Origin of the sequence: Runella defluvii (genome assembly GCF_014195535.1) — a bacterium.
Classification (GTDB): domain Bacteria; phylum Bacteroidota; class Bacteroidia; order Cytophagales; family Spirosomataceae; genus Runella; species Runella defluvii.
Window position 1 is genome coordinate 91,606 of record NZ_JACIBY010000005.1, and the last position, 15,494, is coordinate 107,099.

Below are 15,494 nucleotides of genomic sequence, written 5' to 3' on the forward strand. Positions count from 1 at the left end.
TTTGTACCCTTTGCGTCATCGCGACTTTACGTGAATTGATTGGCATTAACACCCAAAAAAAACGATTCTAGCAGCAGGAAATTTTCGGAACGTTGGTACCAATCGTTGAAAACAAGCTCTAACATATTGACGTCAAACGTACCAAAATCGTGCGCATAAAATGCTTGAAGGCGCTCCACAAAAGCAACGGGCTGCACGAGCGGGACACGAAAGCGAATTACAGTCGAATGCGCCGTTTGAATGCTATAACGCTTATCAATAGAATGCTGCAACGACGACGTTTTGAAGGTCGTTCGGAGGTCGTTCCGAATGGCCGCCAAGGTGTCATCCATCGGAAAACCTTGTACAAGTACGCAGCTTGCGGAGGCGGTAATGCCCGAAAAACGCACCCGAAAACCCGCATACTTTTTAACAACCTCACGGATTCGGTCAATGTACTCCTGCGGATGAATCGCTGAAAGTGAAAAACCTTCGTAACACGAAATAATCGACAAGACGGTCAGATGAATATCCGTCAAAGGGTAGTAATATTGCTGAGGTTCTAGGAGAAATAACGCATCAAGCATCGTATGAATTTGCTGCTTACTTTCTGCCGACGGCCGCGCAATAAGCGTAATACCACGACGTGTATCAACGGGAGAGTCAATCAACGGGTCGTACTCAAAAAGACCCTTCGCGAATCCTTCGTTGGCCGCGAGCCACATCTGTTGGTAATGCGCTTCTAAATTCATGGAGTTATGAGACTAGGCACCAAATTTATTGTTTTTATTGCTATCATTCATTTGGTAGCCTTGGGACTTTCGTTCGCTATTTTTTTTACAAAGCCGCTGCTGTTTATTCTTTCGGAAGCGTTCATTTTGCTTTCGCTGTTTTTTGCGTGGCAGGTATATCAAGACCTCATTCAGCCACTAAAGCTGTTGATGACGGGCGTGGAAGCTATTCACGACCGCGATTTTAACGTTAAGTTTTTAAAAACGGGCAAGTACGAAATGGACCAACTCATTGAGGTTTATAACCAAATGATTGACCAACTTCGTACCGAACGGACGCAGCAACAAGAACAGCATTATTTTCTCCAAAAACTCGTTGCCACTTCGCCAACGGGAATATTGATGTTGGATTTTGACCAACACATCACCGACCTAAACCCCAAGGCCGAAGAAATAGTGGGAATGCCCGCTCGGCAACTTCTTCAACTGTCGCTGACCGAAAGCTCACATCCGATACTACAAGCATTGAGTCGCTTGAAAACGGGCGAAGCGCGCACGTTCAATTTCAACGGAGTAGCGTTATTTAAATGCCAAAAAGCCCATTTTATCGACCGCGGTTTTCCTCGGTATTTTGTGATGTTGGAAGAACTAACGGCGGAGATTTTGGCCGCCGAAAAAAATGCCTACGGCAAAGTTATTCGCTTGATGGCCCACGAGGTCAACAATTCGATTGGCGCCGTTAACTCGATTTTAGACTCGACTTTGTATTATTTGGACGAAAATCCTGACGTCCAAAGTGCGGTGCGGGTAGCGATGGAACGCAACGACCACCTAAACCAGTTTATGCGAAACTTTGCGGACATCGTTCGTTTACCAATGCCCCAAAAACAGCGCCTTGACTTGCACGAATTGCTCCAAAACATGGCCAAATTGATGGAGTTCAATGCCCGAAGTCGCGAAATAACGTTGGAATGGGCGCTTCATCCCCAACCGATTTGGCTTGACGCCGACCGTCAGCAGTTGGAGCAAGTGCTGGTGAATGTACTCAAAAATGCGTTTGAGAGCATCGGGCGTGGTGGAAAAGTCATCTTCAAAACGTCACCGTCCCAGTTGGAAATCATCGACAGCGGCTCAGGAATCTCCGCCGACGTGGCGGCTCAGTTGTTTACCCCATTTTTTTCTACCAAGAAAAACGGTCAGGGAATTGGCCTCACCCTTGTCCGCGAGATTTTGCACAACCACGGCTTTTCCGCCTCCCTCCAAACCGAAGAAGTGGGAAAAACGGTGTTTCGAGTGGGGTTTTGATTATTTCACCGTCAAATTTTCTTGATGAATAATATTGTTTTGAATATCTCTTTGTACGATGATAAACTTGCCCTTGGGGAGATAGAGCGTATAAGTAGGAAAACCGTCGTAGGTTTGGTCAGCAGGTATGAGTGAGTGGATATTTTTCGTCTTTTTGACCTCTTTTTGGTAATAAGCTTGAACCAAAAAACAGTTTTCTTTAAATGTTGAAACGACTACTTTTTCTTTGGATATACCGAATGCTTGTATCCAATCGGGGCGAGCTTTATCAGTGATTGTCGGCGGATGAATGAGGTAAAAATCGTACGTCTTGGGTTTATTTCTGTAAAAGGGTTGGCCGTTTTTCAATAAAATAGCCGTCTTCTTGATATTATGTCTTTGAACTAGATAATGATATCCCAACTGAGCGACACTATTGGTATTTCCTTCCGTATATTGTTGCTGATTGATAGATAGAGGCTCTATTCCTGTAAACAATTTTAAGAAATACCCCATTGGTTTTAACTCGTCAAATGTTTTTTCAATGTGTCCATAGCCTGCATAGACAAATACCTTACTGTTGGGATTTTTCAGTAACACGTTTGATATAGTATGGGCTTGCATGGCTTCTCGGTCTATCATATCCCCTACAAATTCGTACGGGACAAGGGTGAATCCTAATTGGATAGCATACCGAAAAAACTCAGACAGCATTGGGTCTAAGGCATAATACCCAAGAGAGGGGGATGGAATAAAATTGGCGCGATGGATGTATTGATTAGTTGGGTTATGCAAAGCTTCCGCCGCTAAATATCGAAACCCTTTTTTGTATAAATAATCAAGTAAAGTATAAGCAAAAACACGATTTAAACTCTTGTGATGAGACTCGTTCAGCATCACAATTTTTGACGTGTCAATGGAGGCGTAAAGTTGGTTGATGTTGCCTAAAGCTAAACTATCATAACGCTTGATACTCGCTTCACTAAGTTCGATTTTTTTGGTGCGACCTACATTTTCGGAACTGTCAAAAAAAGCAATAGCACTGCGGGAGTCGCCAATAAATGTTGCAGCAATTCCTGTGTCGTAATAGTAGTCACGTAGTCTTCCTTGAGTATTATAAAAGCTCTTATTGGCTAATTGGAATTTAAGTGACGAAATGTAATCTATTTCGCCATTCGAATTTATCAATATCTCCCTATACGTCTTTTTGGAAAATGTAGAGTCTATTGGTGCTGAAATTGAGGCATAAAGGCGTTGCAGCCCCGTACTTTGAGCCAATACACTGGTTGAATTCAGCAAGAATAATAATAACAAATGAATGTGGCACGTAAAGAAACGCCTCATAATTTATTTCTATCCTCGTTTTTTCTTTCCTCTCTTTCTCCCCTGACGGAGTTTTTTGTCGGCTTCGAGGTCTTCAATTTCTTGGAGAAGCGACTTAATATTGCCTGCGGGGTCGTTGCTTGTGTCCACAATACCGTCGTATTCGGCTTTGCTGAGTTGGAGTACCGTAACGGGCTTTCCTACATATTCTTCAATGGCGGTCAATTTCGGTTTTTCCTCCGTACTACAAAACGATACCGCGCTTCCGCGTTGTGTCCCACGGCCTGTACGCCCCACGCGGTGTACGTAGTTTTCGACCTCATCGGGCAAGTCGTAGTTAACCACATAGTCCACGTTCGGAATGTCAATTCCACGGGCACTGATGTCGGTCGCAATCAACACCTTGGTTTTGCCACTTTTAAACGCTCCCAGTGCCAACGAACGCTCTTTTTGCTCTTTGTCACCGTGCAACGTCATGCTTTGAATTTCCATGCGTTCGAGCGCATGAGCCACCCGTTCGGCGCGCACTTTAGTCCGCACAAACACCATGATTTTACTGTCGGGGTGCTCGTTGATGAGGCGTTCCAAGAAAAAACGTTTGTCGTCCATCTCGACGTACGTCACAAAATGGTCAACGTTTTTAGAGACGGGGTCTTTGGGTGAAATCTGAATCCGAATGGCCGCGCTGTGAATGATGGAATAGGCCAGTTTTTTGATTTTATCATCAATTGTTGCCGAAAAAAACAGCGTTTGCCGACGGCGAGGCAAGTGTTTGAGCAAATCACGAATGTCTTTGATAAAGCCCAAATCGAGCATGTGGTCGGCTTCGTCGAGCACCAATAGTTCCACGCGTTCGAGGCGTAAATGACCTTGGCTCACCAAGTCAAACAAACGCCCTGGCGTGGCTACCACAATGTCCATCCCCTTGTCGAGGCGGGCGATTTGCGGGTCTTGGGCTACCCCACCAAACAACGCCAACGTTTTTACGTCGCTTCCTTTGCCAAGGCGTTCAAATACCTCCGTGATTTGTAGCGCCAACTCGTGCGTAGGCACCATGACCACGCACTTTATGCCGTCGGGGCGGCGCGAATTGCGTTTGCGCTCGTGGAGTAAATGAAGAATCGGAATCGCAAAAGCGGCCGTTTTTCCCGTTCCCGTTTGAGCAATAGCCAATACATCTTCTCCTTTCAAAATCGACGGAATCGCTTTGTATTGGATGTCGGTGGGGCGGCGAAAACCTAGTTTTTCGAGGTTTTGTTTTACAACGCCAGAAATGTGATAATCTTCAAACTTCATTTGCAGCTAATATCAGAGGTTGATTCTGCAAAGGTACGAAGTAGATTGGTGATTTGACACTAAGTGCGCTTTTAGGCCAAAAACCTCATCGAAAGTAAGCTAAATCGAAATCAAATAGGCGTCAAAAATGGTTACTAAACCAAACCTAATGCGAGTTAACCATGCCTGAACTACCCGAAGTCGAAACCTACCGCCATTATTTTGAAGCCACTTCTTTTCACCAAGCCATAGAAGCTATTGAGGTAGAAGACCGAAAGCTGCTTACAACCGACTACGCTACGCTCACTGAAACGCTTGTGGGACAGTCGTTTGCGGCTACGCGGCGAGTGGGCAAAAATTTGTTTGCGTTTACGGACGGAGGGCACACACTCCATCTTCATTTTGGGATGACGGGCGATTTGGAGTATTATCATTCGTCGTTGCCTCGGCCTCGCCACGCGCGCATCGTTTTTGTGTTTCGTTCGGGCTTCAATTTGGGTTTTATTTGTCCCCGAAAATTTGAGCGCATTGGACTTGTTTCTAGCGTAGAAGATTATTTGAAACGAAAAAAAATTGCCCCCGATGGTTTAGAAATTACCTTGGAACAATTGACTGAAACTATCCAAAAACGTAAGTCTCCGATTAAGCCTGTGCTTCTTGACCAAAGTACCGTAGCGGGGATTGGCAACTGGATTGTAGATGAAGTTTTGTTTCAAGCCAAAGTACACCCCGAGCGGTTGGCTAATGAACTTACTCCGTCGGAGCTTGAGCAGATTCACTCAGCGATTGGGTTTGTATTGCGTACAGCCATCGAGCACGAGGCCAATTATGGACTTTTTCCACGCTCGTTTTTGATTCATGCCCGTGAGTGGGACGCTTCGCCCTTTGAGCATCCCGACCAGCACAAACGCTGCCCCGAAGGCCACGCCGACATTGTGCAGACCCGAGTAGGCGGGCGAGCTACGTACTTTTGCCCTGTATGTCAAGTAATTCCCTAATATTTTTCAAACAGAAGTTGTTAAATCCTACGGAATCCCTTATTTTTGCACTCCATTTTTGGAAAAAACTGTTTTAATCATAATCATCATGTACGCAATCGTAGAAATCGCGGGACAGCAATTTAAAGTAGAAGAGGGCCAAGAAATCTTCACCAACCGTTTGGCTGGTGACTTGGACGCTGCGCTCGTATTTGACAAAGTTTTGTTGGTGGACAATGCAGGTGCCATCAGCGTAGGCGCGCCGACGGTAAACGGTGCGAGTGTAAAGGCTACAATCGTAGAACACCTTAAGGGAGAGAAAGTAATCGTTTTCAGAAAGAAACGCCGTAAAGGATACGAGAAGAAAAACGGTCACCGTCAAGCTTTGACTAAGGTTAAAATCGACGCAATCGTAGCTTAATTTTTTTCTTAAATAGCTTTTTGAAATTTTTAAATACCTAAAGAAATGGCACACAAAAAAGGTGTAGGTAGTTCGAAAAACGGTCGCGAATCAGAAAGTAAACGCCTTGGCGTTAAAATTTTCGGTGGTCAGCCAGCCGTAGCGGGTAACATCATCGTTCGTCAGCGTGGTACTAAATACCACCCAGGTCGTAACGTAGGTGTAGGCCGTGATTATACGCTTTTTGCTTTGACAAACGGTGTGGTTAAGTTTAGCCGTGGCCGTGACAACAAGTCATTTGTTCATATCGAATTGGCTGAAGCATAAGCATTTTTTACAGAGAAATTTTGGTAAAAAACCCGTCTGAAGATATTCGGACGGGTTTTTTGCTACCATGCTCTAAAAAATAATCCCATGGCATACCAACGAGACGAAAACCCCAAACGCCGCATTCATACCACTAAACCCGTGGACAAGGCTCGCGAAAAAGAGCTTATTTTTGGGTTACAACCGCTTTTAGAAGCGCTCCGCGCAGGGACCGAAATTGATAAAATTATGGTCTATCGCGAACAGAGTTTCGCCGAAGTGATTCAGTTAGCCAATGAGCGCGAAATACCTGTTCAGCGCGTTCCGATGGAAAAACTGAATAATATTACGGGAAAAAATCACCAAGGAGTCATTGCGTTTATGTCGGCGATTCGCTACGTTTCGCTTCATAACGTATTGGCTGACATCTATGAAAGAGGCGAAGTGCCGTTATTGTTGCTACTCGACCGCATCACCGATGTCCGTAACTTTGGAGCTATTGCCCGTACGGCTGAGTGTATGGGTGTTCATGCATTGGTAGTTCCCATGCGTGGAGCGGCTCAAATCAATAGCGATGCACTCAAAACCTCTTCAGGTGCGCTCAATCACCTTCCTGTTTGTCGTGAAAATAACTTGATAGATACAGTGCAGTATTTGCAAGATAGCGGTGTTCAGGTAGTGGTTTGTACTGAAAAAGCAGCACAGGTTACTTCAAATATTGACTTTACGACTCCTACGGCTATTGTAATGGGCTCGGAAGAAGATGGCGTATCCACTGATGTGATTCGCCGCGCAAACATGGCCGTAAAAATTCCAATGATTGGAAAAGTAGCTTCGTTGAATGTATCAGTAGCTGCGGGCATGATTATCTACGAGGCAGCCCGCCAACGGGGATAAAAATACACGTCAAAACCGCTATGAGGCGGGTCATTTCAAAATCCGCCTCATGCGTTTTGTTGACGTACATTTTGAACAAACTCAAGAGGGACTGAAGCTAATTCGGCGATTTTAGCATCGTCAAAATCAGTTTCCTTTAACAGCCTGCTCACAAAGGCAAAGTTACGCTCATAGCGTTCTTTCTCAATGCCTTTCTCAATACCCTTTTTCTCTCCTAGGCGACGTTCTCTTTCTAACACAAACTCTACGATTCCCATTGTTTCTTTTGGTTTATTTAGGAGTTGCTCAATGGCTTTATCAAATTTAACATCATTTTCGTTCTTTCCAAAACGTACATACAACTTTAAAAAGCCCATTAACGCTTCTATTTTATCCCGAGAATACCCCTTGCTTATCAGCCGTTTAAGTAAATCTATTTTTTGGTTTAATAGTTCGCTTTCGGTCACTTTCCCTTTTTGCAAGGCTACCAACACAGTTAATACGACCATTGCAAAAGGATTATTGCTGTTGGTTAATACTTCTGGGTTTTGCTCTAGGACTTTATACGTGTTAAAATCATATCGTAATTTGGTTCCCAAATAAGATTCCTCGAAATACAGCGGTTTAAAGCGCTTGTTTTTATCCGTTAAGATAGCGAAAGCAGTAATCGGGCGCTGGTATCTGTCATAAATTCGATAAAAATACTGAAACATTCGATGAGCAAATAGATTATCGGTATTGGCTTGCACTTCAATATGTACCAAAATCCACTTTTCATCACCCGTTTTAGTAAATACTTTTATCAATTTATCAACGTATTTCGGGGAGAAATCGTCAGGATTTATTGGAAAAAGCTGTTCGAGTTCCTTATCTAAAAACTCAAAAGGTTTTCGAAAATCAAACAGCTCTTCGGCATTATCAAAGAAAAACCTCAGAAAATCGTCGAAAACGTCTTCTAAAATGGCTTTCCATAGACTATCGTCTCGTTTCATACATCAAAAAAGGTTGTGTAATCAAAAAATAGTTACTAGCTCCTATAAACACCAACGCCCTGAAAGCCGAAGCTTCAGGGCGTTGGTGTTTGTGAAAAAAATATATACTATTCGTAGTAGTTCAATGTACGGTGACCTTCGCGTTCGAGCAATTGGTCACGCTTGAAAATGTCCAAATCTGCTTCTACCATTTCTTTGACGAGGGCAGGGAGGTCATATTTAGGAATCCAGCCTAGTTTTGTGTTGGCTTTGGTAGGGTCACCAATCAATAAATCAACTTCGGTTGGGCGGAAATAGCGTGGGTCGATGCCTACCACTTCTTTGCCCACAGGTAGTTGATAACTTGGGTTATTGCACTTGGTAACAACGGCCATTTCATCAACTCCTTCTCCTTTAAATTCTAATTCAATGCCTACTTCAGCAAACGCCATGCGCACAAAATCACGAATGTAGGTAGTTTTTCCCGTGGCAATGACAAAATCCTCAGGGGTATCTTGTTGCAACATCAACCACATCGCTTCTACGTAATCTTTGGCGTGGCCCCAGTCGCGTTGGGCGTCGAGATTACCCAAAAATACCTTCTCTTGAAGTCCCAAAGCGATACGTGCTACGGCGCGGGTGATTTTACGCGTCACGAATGTCTCGCCGCGAAGGGGTGACTCGTGGTTGAACAAAATCCCGTTTACCGCAAACATATCGTAGGCTTCGCGGTAATTGACCGTAATCCAGTAGCCGTATAGTTTAGCCACGGCGTAAGGAGAACGTGGATAAAAAGGCGTAGCTTCTGACTGGGGAACGGCCTGTACTAAACCGTATAGTTCGGAGGTAGAAGCTTGATAAACACGCGTTTTCTTAGTGAGCCCCAACAAACGAACTGCTTCCAAAATACGCATCGTTCCTAAGCCGTCAACTTGAGCGGTATATTCGGGTTCGTCGAAACTCACTCGTACGTGCGACTGTGCCCCGAGGTTATAAATTTCGTCAGGCTGGATTTCCTGAATCAATCGAATGATATTGGTCGAGTCCGATAAATCTCCGTAGTGAAGCACCAAACGAACGTCGTTTTCGTGGGGATCTTCGTAGAGGTGGTCGATACGTTGGGTATTGAACAACGAACTACGGCGTTTGATACCGTGAACTTCGTATCCTTTATTTAGTAAAAATTCGGCCAAATAAGCTCCATCCTGACCCGTGATACCCGTAATGAGTGCGCGTTTTTTCATCGTAATTTATAAAAAGAGTTGTGCCACTAAGCGGAGGCAAAACTTTGTGTTAAGCAATCAATCTAATCTTTTGACAAAATCAGAACGACAAAAGTAACTATTTTACCAATAGACTCTTCTTCAAATCTATTTTCTCAGGCACAACTACCGCTGATTCATAGCGTTGACGTACTTGTTGAAGATAACGCTCAGCATCCAAGCGTGTCATAAAATCACCAATCCGAATCCGATACGTGGGTTGGTTATATACCATGTAAGGGTTGAGTTCGGGAAAAGTTTGGTACGAATACAAGCGGGCGTCGTCGGCTTCTTTACGGGTGTTGCCAACGTAAATCTGAATACGAAAACCCGCCGCAAACCGAATAGACTTATTACGAAGCGCAATCGTATCCACAACCGCATCTAATTGGCGATTGATGTGCAACGGCTGATCCGACAATACGCGTTTTACTTCGGGCTTTTTGGCCGTAGCGCTTTCCGAAATTACGGTTTCTTTGTAACGGGGACGAATCGCCGTAAAGTCTTCGTCATACGTACTGTAAGGGTCCACAGTAGTGGTTGATTTCGTGCCGACGGGTTTGGAGGTAACACAGCCAATCAATAGTAAGGCCGACGCCATTCCCAATGCCAAATACTTGAAAATCATGCTCAAAAAGCGATTAATCTGTTTCTGAAATACAAAAATAGGGAATCTCCGTTAGAGTTTTATTTTTTCTCCAATAAGAGCGTTACTTTGTTGAAATCAGCCGCCGCATTGATTACTTTTTGGAAAGGCTCGTAAATATCAATCGGTTGTAATACTTCCTTGTAAAACTCATCGATGGTAATTGTAAGTAGGTTTCCTTCCAATTTATAATCAGAAGTAAAGCCCATTACTGCGGGAGTTCTGCCATCTGTGATGTTGCGACGAAGGCTTTCCAAACCACTCACTTTATATCCCTCAGGAATCTTTACTTTCATCAGGCGTTTGTAGGCGTGAGCGTTGCCCATATCAATGGGATACTGACGGGCGCGTTCGTTGTACATTTCTACCTGCGGCCCAATCAATTCTCCTACTTTAAACAAATACTTTTTCCCAGCCCGTTCTACCACACTTTTAAGGACGATGTCAACACTAAAAATAAACGGTTTGTTTACTTCGTCTGAGTTGAGATTGGTATTTTTGATTTGGGGGTTGGTATAAGTAACGTCGGGCTTGAGGGTCGATTTAACAATTTCATTGGTAAGCGCTTTCCGCTCTTCTTCGGCTTTGACAAAATGATAATACGGGCGCAATTGAGCGGCTTGATGCCCCGTCATTTGGCGCGTTACTTTGCCTTGAATTTGGTCCATGGTTGGCGAAAACGACACGTCAACCAACAAGTCGTCGTGGTTGTCGGCGATGGTTGAAAAGGGCACTAATCGAATCTCGCTTTCGGGCACGATGTCGTTGCCTTCTTTTTTCTTTTTAATAAACAATGCCTGATTTCCTTCCATTGTTTGGTCAATCATCCCGTAACGGAAAATCGGACTACCTGGGTCCAAAAACTTCTTGGTGGTTGGGAAATAGAGCAAGTATTCATCCAAAAAATTCCAGGATTCAAATTTTGGATCAAAGACCGCATCGGTCCGACTACATCCAATGACAATTTCGTACGGAATGTTCAACGATTCGAGGGCAGCGATGTACAATTTCATCATGCCTGCTTTTGAAGCATACTGCTTTTTGAGTACATCCGAAGCCACGTCGGCGTCCTCTTCTTCTTTCAACGCAATGTTGGTTTTGACGTAATTTTCTAACTTTTTCACCGCCAATTCAGGAGCTAATCCTTTGATTTTTTCTTTGGCCAGCAACGCGTCAATGTCTTTTTTGGAATCGTCTATCCCCGACCGAAGGTAATCAAAAAACGTTTCGGCGGCACTTTGCCACGTATAGAGGCGCTCGGGGCCGCGACTGAGGTTATACGAAAGTTTGTAATCGAGGCGAATTAAGTTGGCTTTGAGGTTGGCGTACTTTTCCTCGTAAATTGGGGAAAGGTTCTGAAGTCCCACCGAAATCGTACGCTTTTCGTTGAGGGTATCCGACGAAATCGTGGCGGGGGCATTATACACCTTGGCTTCAAATTGAAGGTAAGCAGGGGTAATAATTTTTACTTCTACCTTCCGAACGGGAATATCGCTTTGGAGAATTTCGCCCCCAAACAGCGAACTACTACGGCGGAAAAGCGTGGTGTATTCCAATTCTCCACCAATCTCAAGCCCTTCTACGGCTAGAATTTTATAGACCCTGCCTTGTTCTTCCAATTCTTTCACGGCCTCCATTCCGACTTCTTTAACCGTACCATTTTTGCTAATGCTACGTGCTTTGAGGTAAATAAGGTCGTTGGTGTTAGGCACAGGCAGGACGATTTTATTGTACATTTCAATGGCCTTGGAGTCATTGATGCGAATGCGCTTCACAATGCCTTGTAAGCAGGATAATTGCCCAAGTGAATCGAAGGTATATTCGACATAAAGTTGATGACGGAGCATTACGCCCGATTCTTTTTGTTCGCTATCGGTCAACGTAGCCAGTTTGGTGTCGAGAGGGCTGCTGTCAATGAGTTTTTTGAAAGCTACATTTTGAGCGTGGAGCACTGATGTGGTGAGGAATACTATCCAAAGGAGTCGTTTCATGAAATTTGCAAGGGGGTACAACGTTAATTTTTGTCAATCTTACTATCTTTCTGTCAACTATCCAACGCAAACGAATGAATTGTACGCTTATTGTTTTTGTAAAAAATCCAGTTCGAGGAAAAGTAAAGACCCGAGTGGCGGCTACGGTAGGGGATGAAAAGGCCGTAGAAGTGTATATTGAGCTGCTAAAGCACACAAAAAGAGTGATTTACGAATGGTTTTTGGTCGATGAAGCAGCGCAAAAGAAAAAAGTGGTGATTTATTACGGAGATTTTATAAACCCTCAGGATAGCTGGTCAGGATTGGGCTTTCTCAAAAAAATGCAACCCAATGTACCCGACTTGGGCGCTCGAATGAAAGCCGCGTTTGAAGAAGAACTCAACGAAAACGCAGAACGCGTGGTGATTGTGGGCAGCGATTGCCTCGCTTTGCGTGCTCATCATCTCTCTCAGGCATTTTCTGAGCTTCAGCAACACGACATCGTGCTAGGCCCAGCCGACGATGGTGGATACTATTTGCTGGGAATGAAGCAGCTGCACCGCTTTTTGTTTGAGAACAAATCATGGAGTCAGCCGTCGCTTTTAGCGGAGACGTTGGCGGATGCTCAAGCGCACTCCACCTCCTTTTGGGTTGGCGAAACCTTGTCGGACGTGGACACGTGGGAGGATTATTTACGGGAATCTGCACGGCTTCCGTCATCGTAATGCTAGAAGGTATCCCAATAATTTCTATTTTTACCAATCGTATTCAACAACTAAACCCTAAATCATAGTCACGATGAGTAACTCTCTCTTTCGAAAAAAATCGGTGAGCCAAGTTTTGAACGACATCAAAACGGGCGAAGATGGCCACGGCAGCATGGCCAAAGTCCTGAGCGTAAAAGATTTGACCTCGTTTGGAATTGCGGCCATCATTGGAGGAGGAATTTTTAGTACCATCGGAAACGCCAGCTACGACGGAGGAGCGGCGGTCTCGCTTTTGTTTGTTTTTATTGCCTTTGCCTGTGCATTTACGGGTTTGTGTTATGCCCAATTCGCCTCCACGATTCCTGTCAGTGGAAGTGCCTATACTTATACCTACGTTTCGTTTGGGGAGTTATTGGCCTGGATCATTGGCTGGGCGCTGATTTTAGAGTACGCCGTTAGTAACATGGTGATTGCCATCGGTTGGTCGGGGTATTTTATGGAAATGCTGGAGCGATTTGGCATTCATTTCCCCGAATACTTAGCCACAGATTTTATCTCAGCCCGCGATGGATTTAACGAGTTTCAGGAAGTAATAAAGGCAGGAGGAGTGCCTAATCCGCGCTTGGTGTCTCAAGAAGAAGCCTTCCGTACCGCACCCATGATTGGCGGATTCAAGGTATTGATGAATATTCCTGCGGCATTGGTGACGGTTTTTATTACAGTATTGGCCTACATCGGCATCAAAGAATCCCGTACGACGGGCAATGCGTTGGTCTTGTTTAAAGTGATTGTGATTTTAGCGGTTATCATCATTGGTGCTTTCTACGTAAATCCCGAAAACTGGGAACCGTTTGCCCCCAATGGCATGAACGGGGTTTTGCTGGGTGTATCGGCGGTCTTTTTCTCGTTTATTGGTTTTGATTCCGTTTCAACAACGGCCGAAGAATGCCAGAATCCACAGCGCGACTTGCCGCGTTCGATTATTTATTCGCTCATCATTTGTACCGTTTTATACGTAACCATTGCCCTTGTTTTGAACGGCATGGTGTCGCACAAAGAACTCAAAGTGGATGACCCGTTGGCCTACGTGTTCAAAAGTGTTTCTCAAAATGCAGTAGGCTGGCAGAAGTCGTTTTTGTCGTCATTGTCAGGAATTATCGCGGTAAGCGCCGTAGTCGCGATGACAAGCGCGCTGTTGGCCTATCAAATCGGTCAGCCGCGGATTTGGATGACAATGAGCCGCGATGGATTGTTACCAAAGTCGTTTGGAAAAATTCACCCTAAGTACAAAACACCTTCATTTTCAACGATTTTGACGGGGGTTCTGGTAGCCATTCCGTCGTTGTTTATGAACATGAAGTTTGTCACCGACCTCACCAGCGTAGGAACGTTGTTTGCCTTTATCATCGTGTGTGCGGGTATTTTGTACCTCGACAAGCAAAAAACTCCTTCTAAGTTTAAAGTACCTTATGTAAACGGGAAATATACCGTAGGCGTTTTGATGGTTGCAGCTTTGGCTTGGACTTACTCACAAGGAGGTTTTGTAGAACACCTCACCGAAAAACCGTTATTGATTGTGCTGTGGTTGGTGTGGTTGGGTTTAGCCATCGCGAGTTTTCTGCAACGTTTTTCTTTACTCCCTGTGTTGGGAATTTTAACCAACTTGTACCTGATGACCGAATTGGGCATCTCCAACTGGATAATGTTCCTGATTTGGTTGATTATCGGCCTAGTGATTTACTTTGGCTACGGTTATCGAAAAAGTAATTTGATTGGAAAATAATAGAAAAACTGGGTGTCGAGCCTTGTTCACAAACCGACTATTCGCGAAACTTTTTTTTGCAAATTTGTCTAAAGTGGCGAACATTTTCCTCCTTAATGAAGTTTTACTAGTACCATATTCGATGTGACTATAGAACTGGTGACATCGAAAGTAGTATAATGGTAGAGGTTTAGGTAGTACAAGAATCCGCTTTCTTTTTTAGAGAAAGCGGATTTTGTTTTTAGACTAGGCGTGTACCGTAAACCGATCAACCGTTTCGTCGGGATGAACATCCAGAACATTGGCCAAAACCAGTAATACGAGGGTTTTTGAGGCAATATTCCGCGAAATTCCCGCCACACTTGCAAAATCTGCCACCGTCACACTTTGGTGCTGATCCAGGTGCTGCATAAGCTTTCGCTCTTTGTCGCCATATTGAAACTTGACGTTACGGTCGTCGTCCTGACGGCGTAAGATTTCCCGCATTTCCCAGCTCGCCTGAATCGAGCGGTCGGCTACACGGATGTAGGTTTTTTTGACTAAGTTAGTCGAAGACGATGCGTTTTTATTGCTCTTTTGAGGGGGCGTTTTTGGCGATGGTTTGACCGTCGCTACGGTTACTTCGGCAGGTTGTAAAACGTAGTGAGGGCGTTTGGGACTCGGCAAAATGGTGAATACCAACACGTCACGCTCTTCCCCAATAGGAATTCGTTCGATTTCGTACTCAATGCCAGGAGAACAGTATTTTTCAATGGCTCGCACGAGCAGGTATTCGTCTTCGTCGGCGTATTTGAGGCCCTTGATGCTGCGGTCGTCGCCTACTCCGATAAAGAGGTAGCCACCGCCCGAATTGGCGAAAGCGACGATTTCGCGGACAATTTTTTCGGGGTGATTGGTCTTGAGTTTAAACTCAATGTGCTTTCCTTCACCCTGTCTGACCAATTCGCGGAGTGTTTTGTAGTCCATGGGAAAGGGTCTAAATTCGGAGGAACGAATGTGTTGACTAAAGCTACTATTTCCTGACG

General features: G+C 44.6%; 15 protein-coding genes. 7 read left to right on the forward strand and 8 right to left on the reverse strand.

What is annotated here, in order from left to right:
• Positions 1–26: 26 nt before the first annotated feature.
• Complete coding sequence (locus tag FHS57_RS13085) at positions 27–731, reverse strand: 2'-5' RNA ligase family protein (RefSeq protein WP_183974308.1); 705 nt, start codon at positions 729–731, stop codon at positions 27–29.
• A 6-nt stretch (positions 732–737) separates the two neighbouring features.
• Here FHS57_RS13085 and FHS57_RS13090 point away from each other — a divergent pair, with 6 nt between their 5' ends.
• Positions 738–2,015, forward strand: a complete 1,278-nt coding sequence (locus FHS57_RS13090; RefSeq protein ID WP_183974310.1) for a sensor histidine kinase — start codon at positions 738–740, stop codon at positions 2,013–2,015.
• On the opposite strand, the gene FHS57_RS13095 is transcribed toward FHS57_RS13090, so the two are convergent.
• Together FHS57_RS13095 and FHS57_RS13100 are read right to left on the reverse strand one after the other, a co-directional pair.
• Positions 2,016–3,338 carry a hypothetical protein gene (locus tag FHS57_RS13095; protein WP_221225623.1) on the reverse strand — a complete coding sequence of 441 codons (1,323 nt, stop codon included), beginning with the start codon at positions 3,336–3,338 and terminating at the stop codon, positions 2,016–2,018. It lies immediately after the preceding gene.
• Between the two features lie 9 nt (positions 3,339–3,347).
• Positions 3,348–4,613 (reverse strand): DEAD/DEAH box helicase, encoded by a 1,266-nt coding sequence (locus tag FHS57_RS13100; protein ID WP_183974314.1) that lies wholly within the window; start codon positions 4,611–4,613, stop codon positions 3,348–3,350.
• Positions 4,614–4,774: 161 nt separating this feature from the next.
• Here FHS57_RS13100 and FHS57_RS13105 point away from each other — a divergent pair, with 161 nt between their 5' ends.
• The 4 genes from FHS57_RS13105 (at position 4,775) to rlmB (ending at position 7,172) form a co-directional block, all read left to right on the forward strand.
• Complete coding sequence (locus FHS57_RS13105) at positions 4,775–5,590, forward strand: Fpg/Nei family DNA glycosylase (RefSeq protein WP_183974316.1); 816 nt, start codon at positions 4,775–4,777, stop codon at positions 5,588–5,590.
• Between the two features lie 88 nt (positions 5,591–5,678).
• Positions 5,679–5,990, forward strand: a complete 312-nt coding sequence (gene rplU / locus FHS57_RS13110) for a 50S ribosomal protein L21 (protein ID WP_028524867.1) — start codon at positions 5,679–5,681, stop codon at positions 5,988–5,990.
• 45 nt (positions 5,991–6,035) lie between these two features.
• Complete coding sequence (gene rpmA, locus FHS57_RS13115; RefSeq protein WP_028524866.1) at positions 6,036–6,296, forward strand: 50S ribosomal protein L27; 261 nt, start codon at positions 6,036–6,038, stop codon at positions 6,294–6,296.
• 87 nt (positions 6,297–6,383) lie between these two features.
• A complete protein-coding gene (gene rlmB, locus FHS57_RS13120) occupies positions 6,384–7,172 on the forward strand; it encodes a 23S rRNA (guanosine(2251)-2'-O)-methyltransferase RlmB (protein WP_183974318.1) in 789 nt (262 codons plus the stop codon).
• A 47-nt stretch (positions 7,173–7,219) separates the two neighbouring features.
• Here rlmB and FHS57_RS13125 read toward each other — a convergent pair whose 3' ends face one another.
• The 4 genes from FHS57_RS13125 to FHS57_RS13140 all read right to left on the reverse strand — a co-directional run bounded on the left by FHS57_RS13125 (position 7,220) and on the right by FHS57_RS13140 (position 12,021).
• Entirely contained in the window at positions 7,220–8,143 is a 924-nt protein-coding gene (locus FHS57_RS13125; protein ID WP_183974320.1) for an Rpn family recombination-promoting nuclease/putative transposase, read from the reverse strand.
• 107 nt (positions 8,144–8,250) lie between these two features.
• A complete protein-coding gene (gene gmd / locus FHS57_RS13130; RefSeq protein ID WP_183974322.1) occupies positions 8,251–9,366 on the reverse strand; it encodes a GDP-mannose 4,6-dehydratase in 1,116 nt (371 codons plus the stop codon).
• A gap of 97 nt (positions 9,367–9,463) precedes the next feature.
• Positions 9,464–10,012, reverse strand: coding sequence for an SPOR domain-containing protein (locus FHS57_RS13135; RefSeq protein ID WP_183974324.1), 549 nt, complete (start codon positions 10,010–10,012; stop codon positions 9,464–9,466).
• A gap of 59 nt (positions 10,013–10,071) precedes the next feature.
• Complete coding sequence (locus FHS57_RS13140; protein WP_183974326.1) at positions 10,072–12,021, reverse strand: DUF3857 domain-containing protein; 1,950 nt, start codon at positions 12,019–12,021, stop codon at positions 10,072–10,074.
• A 74-nt stretch (positions 12,022–12,095) separates the two neighbouring features.
• On the opposite strand from FHS57_RS13140, the gene FHS57_RS13145 reads away from it, so the two are divergent.
• Both FHS57_RS13145 and FHS57_RS13150 read left to right on the forward strand, forming a co-directional pair.
• Positions 12,096–12,725: a TIGR04282 family arsenosugar biosynthesis glycosyltransferase gene (locus FHS57_RS13145; RefSeq protein ID WP_183974328.1), complete on the forward strand. Its 630-nt coding sequence runs from the start codon at positions 12,096–12,098 to the stop codon at positions 12,723–12,725.
• Positions 12,726–12,798: 73 nt separating this feature from the next.
• Complete coding sequence (locus FHS57_RS13150) at positions 12,799–14,490, forward strand: amino acid permease (RefSeq protein ID WP_183974330.1); 1,692 nt, start codon at positions 12,799–12,801, stop codon at positions 14,488–14,490.
• A gap of 225 nt (positions 14,491–14,715) precedes the next feature.
• On the opposite strand, the gene FHS57_RS13155 is transcribed toward FHS57_RS13150, so the two are convergent.
• Positions 14,716–15,435, reverse strand: coding sequence for an AlbA family DNA-binding domain-containing protein (locus FHS57_RS13155; RefSeq protein ID WP_229601352.1), 720 nt, complete (start codon positions 15,433–15,435; stop codon positions 14,716–14,718).
• Positions 15,436–15,494 lie beyond the last annotated feature (59 nt).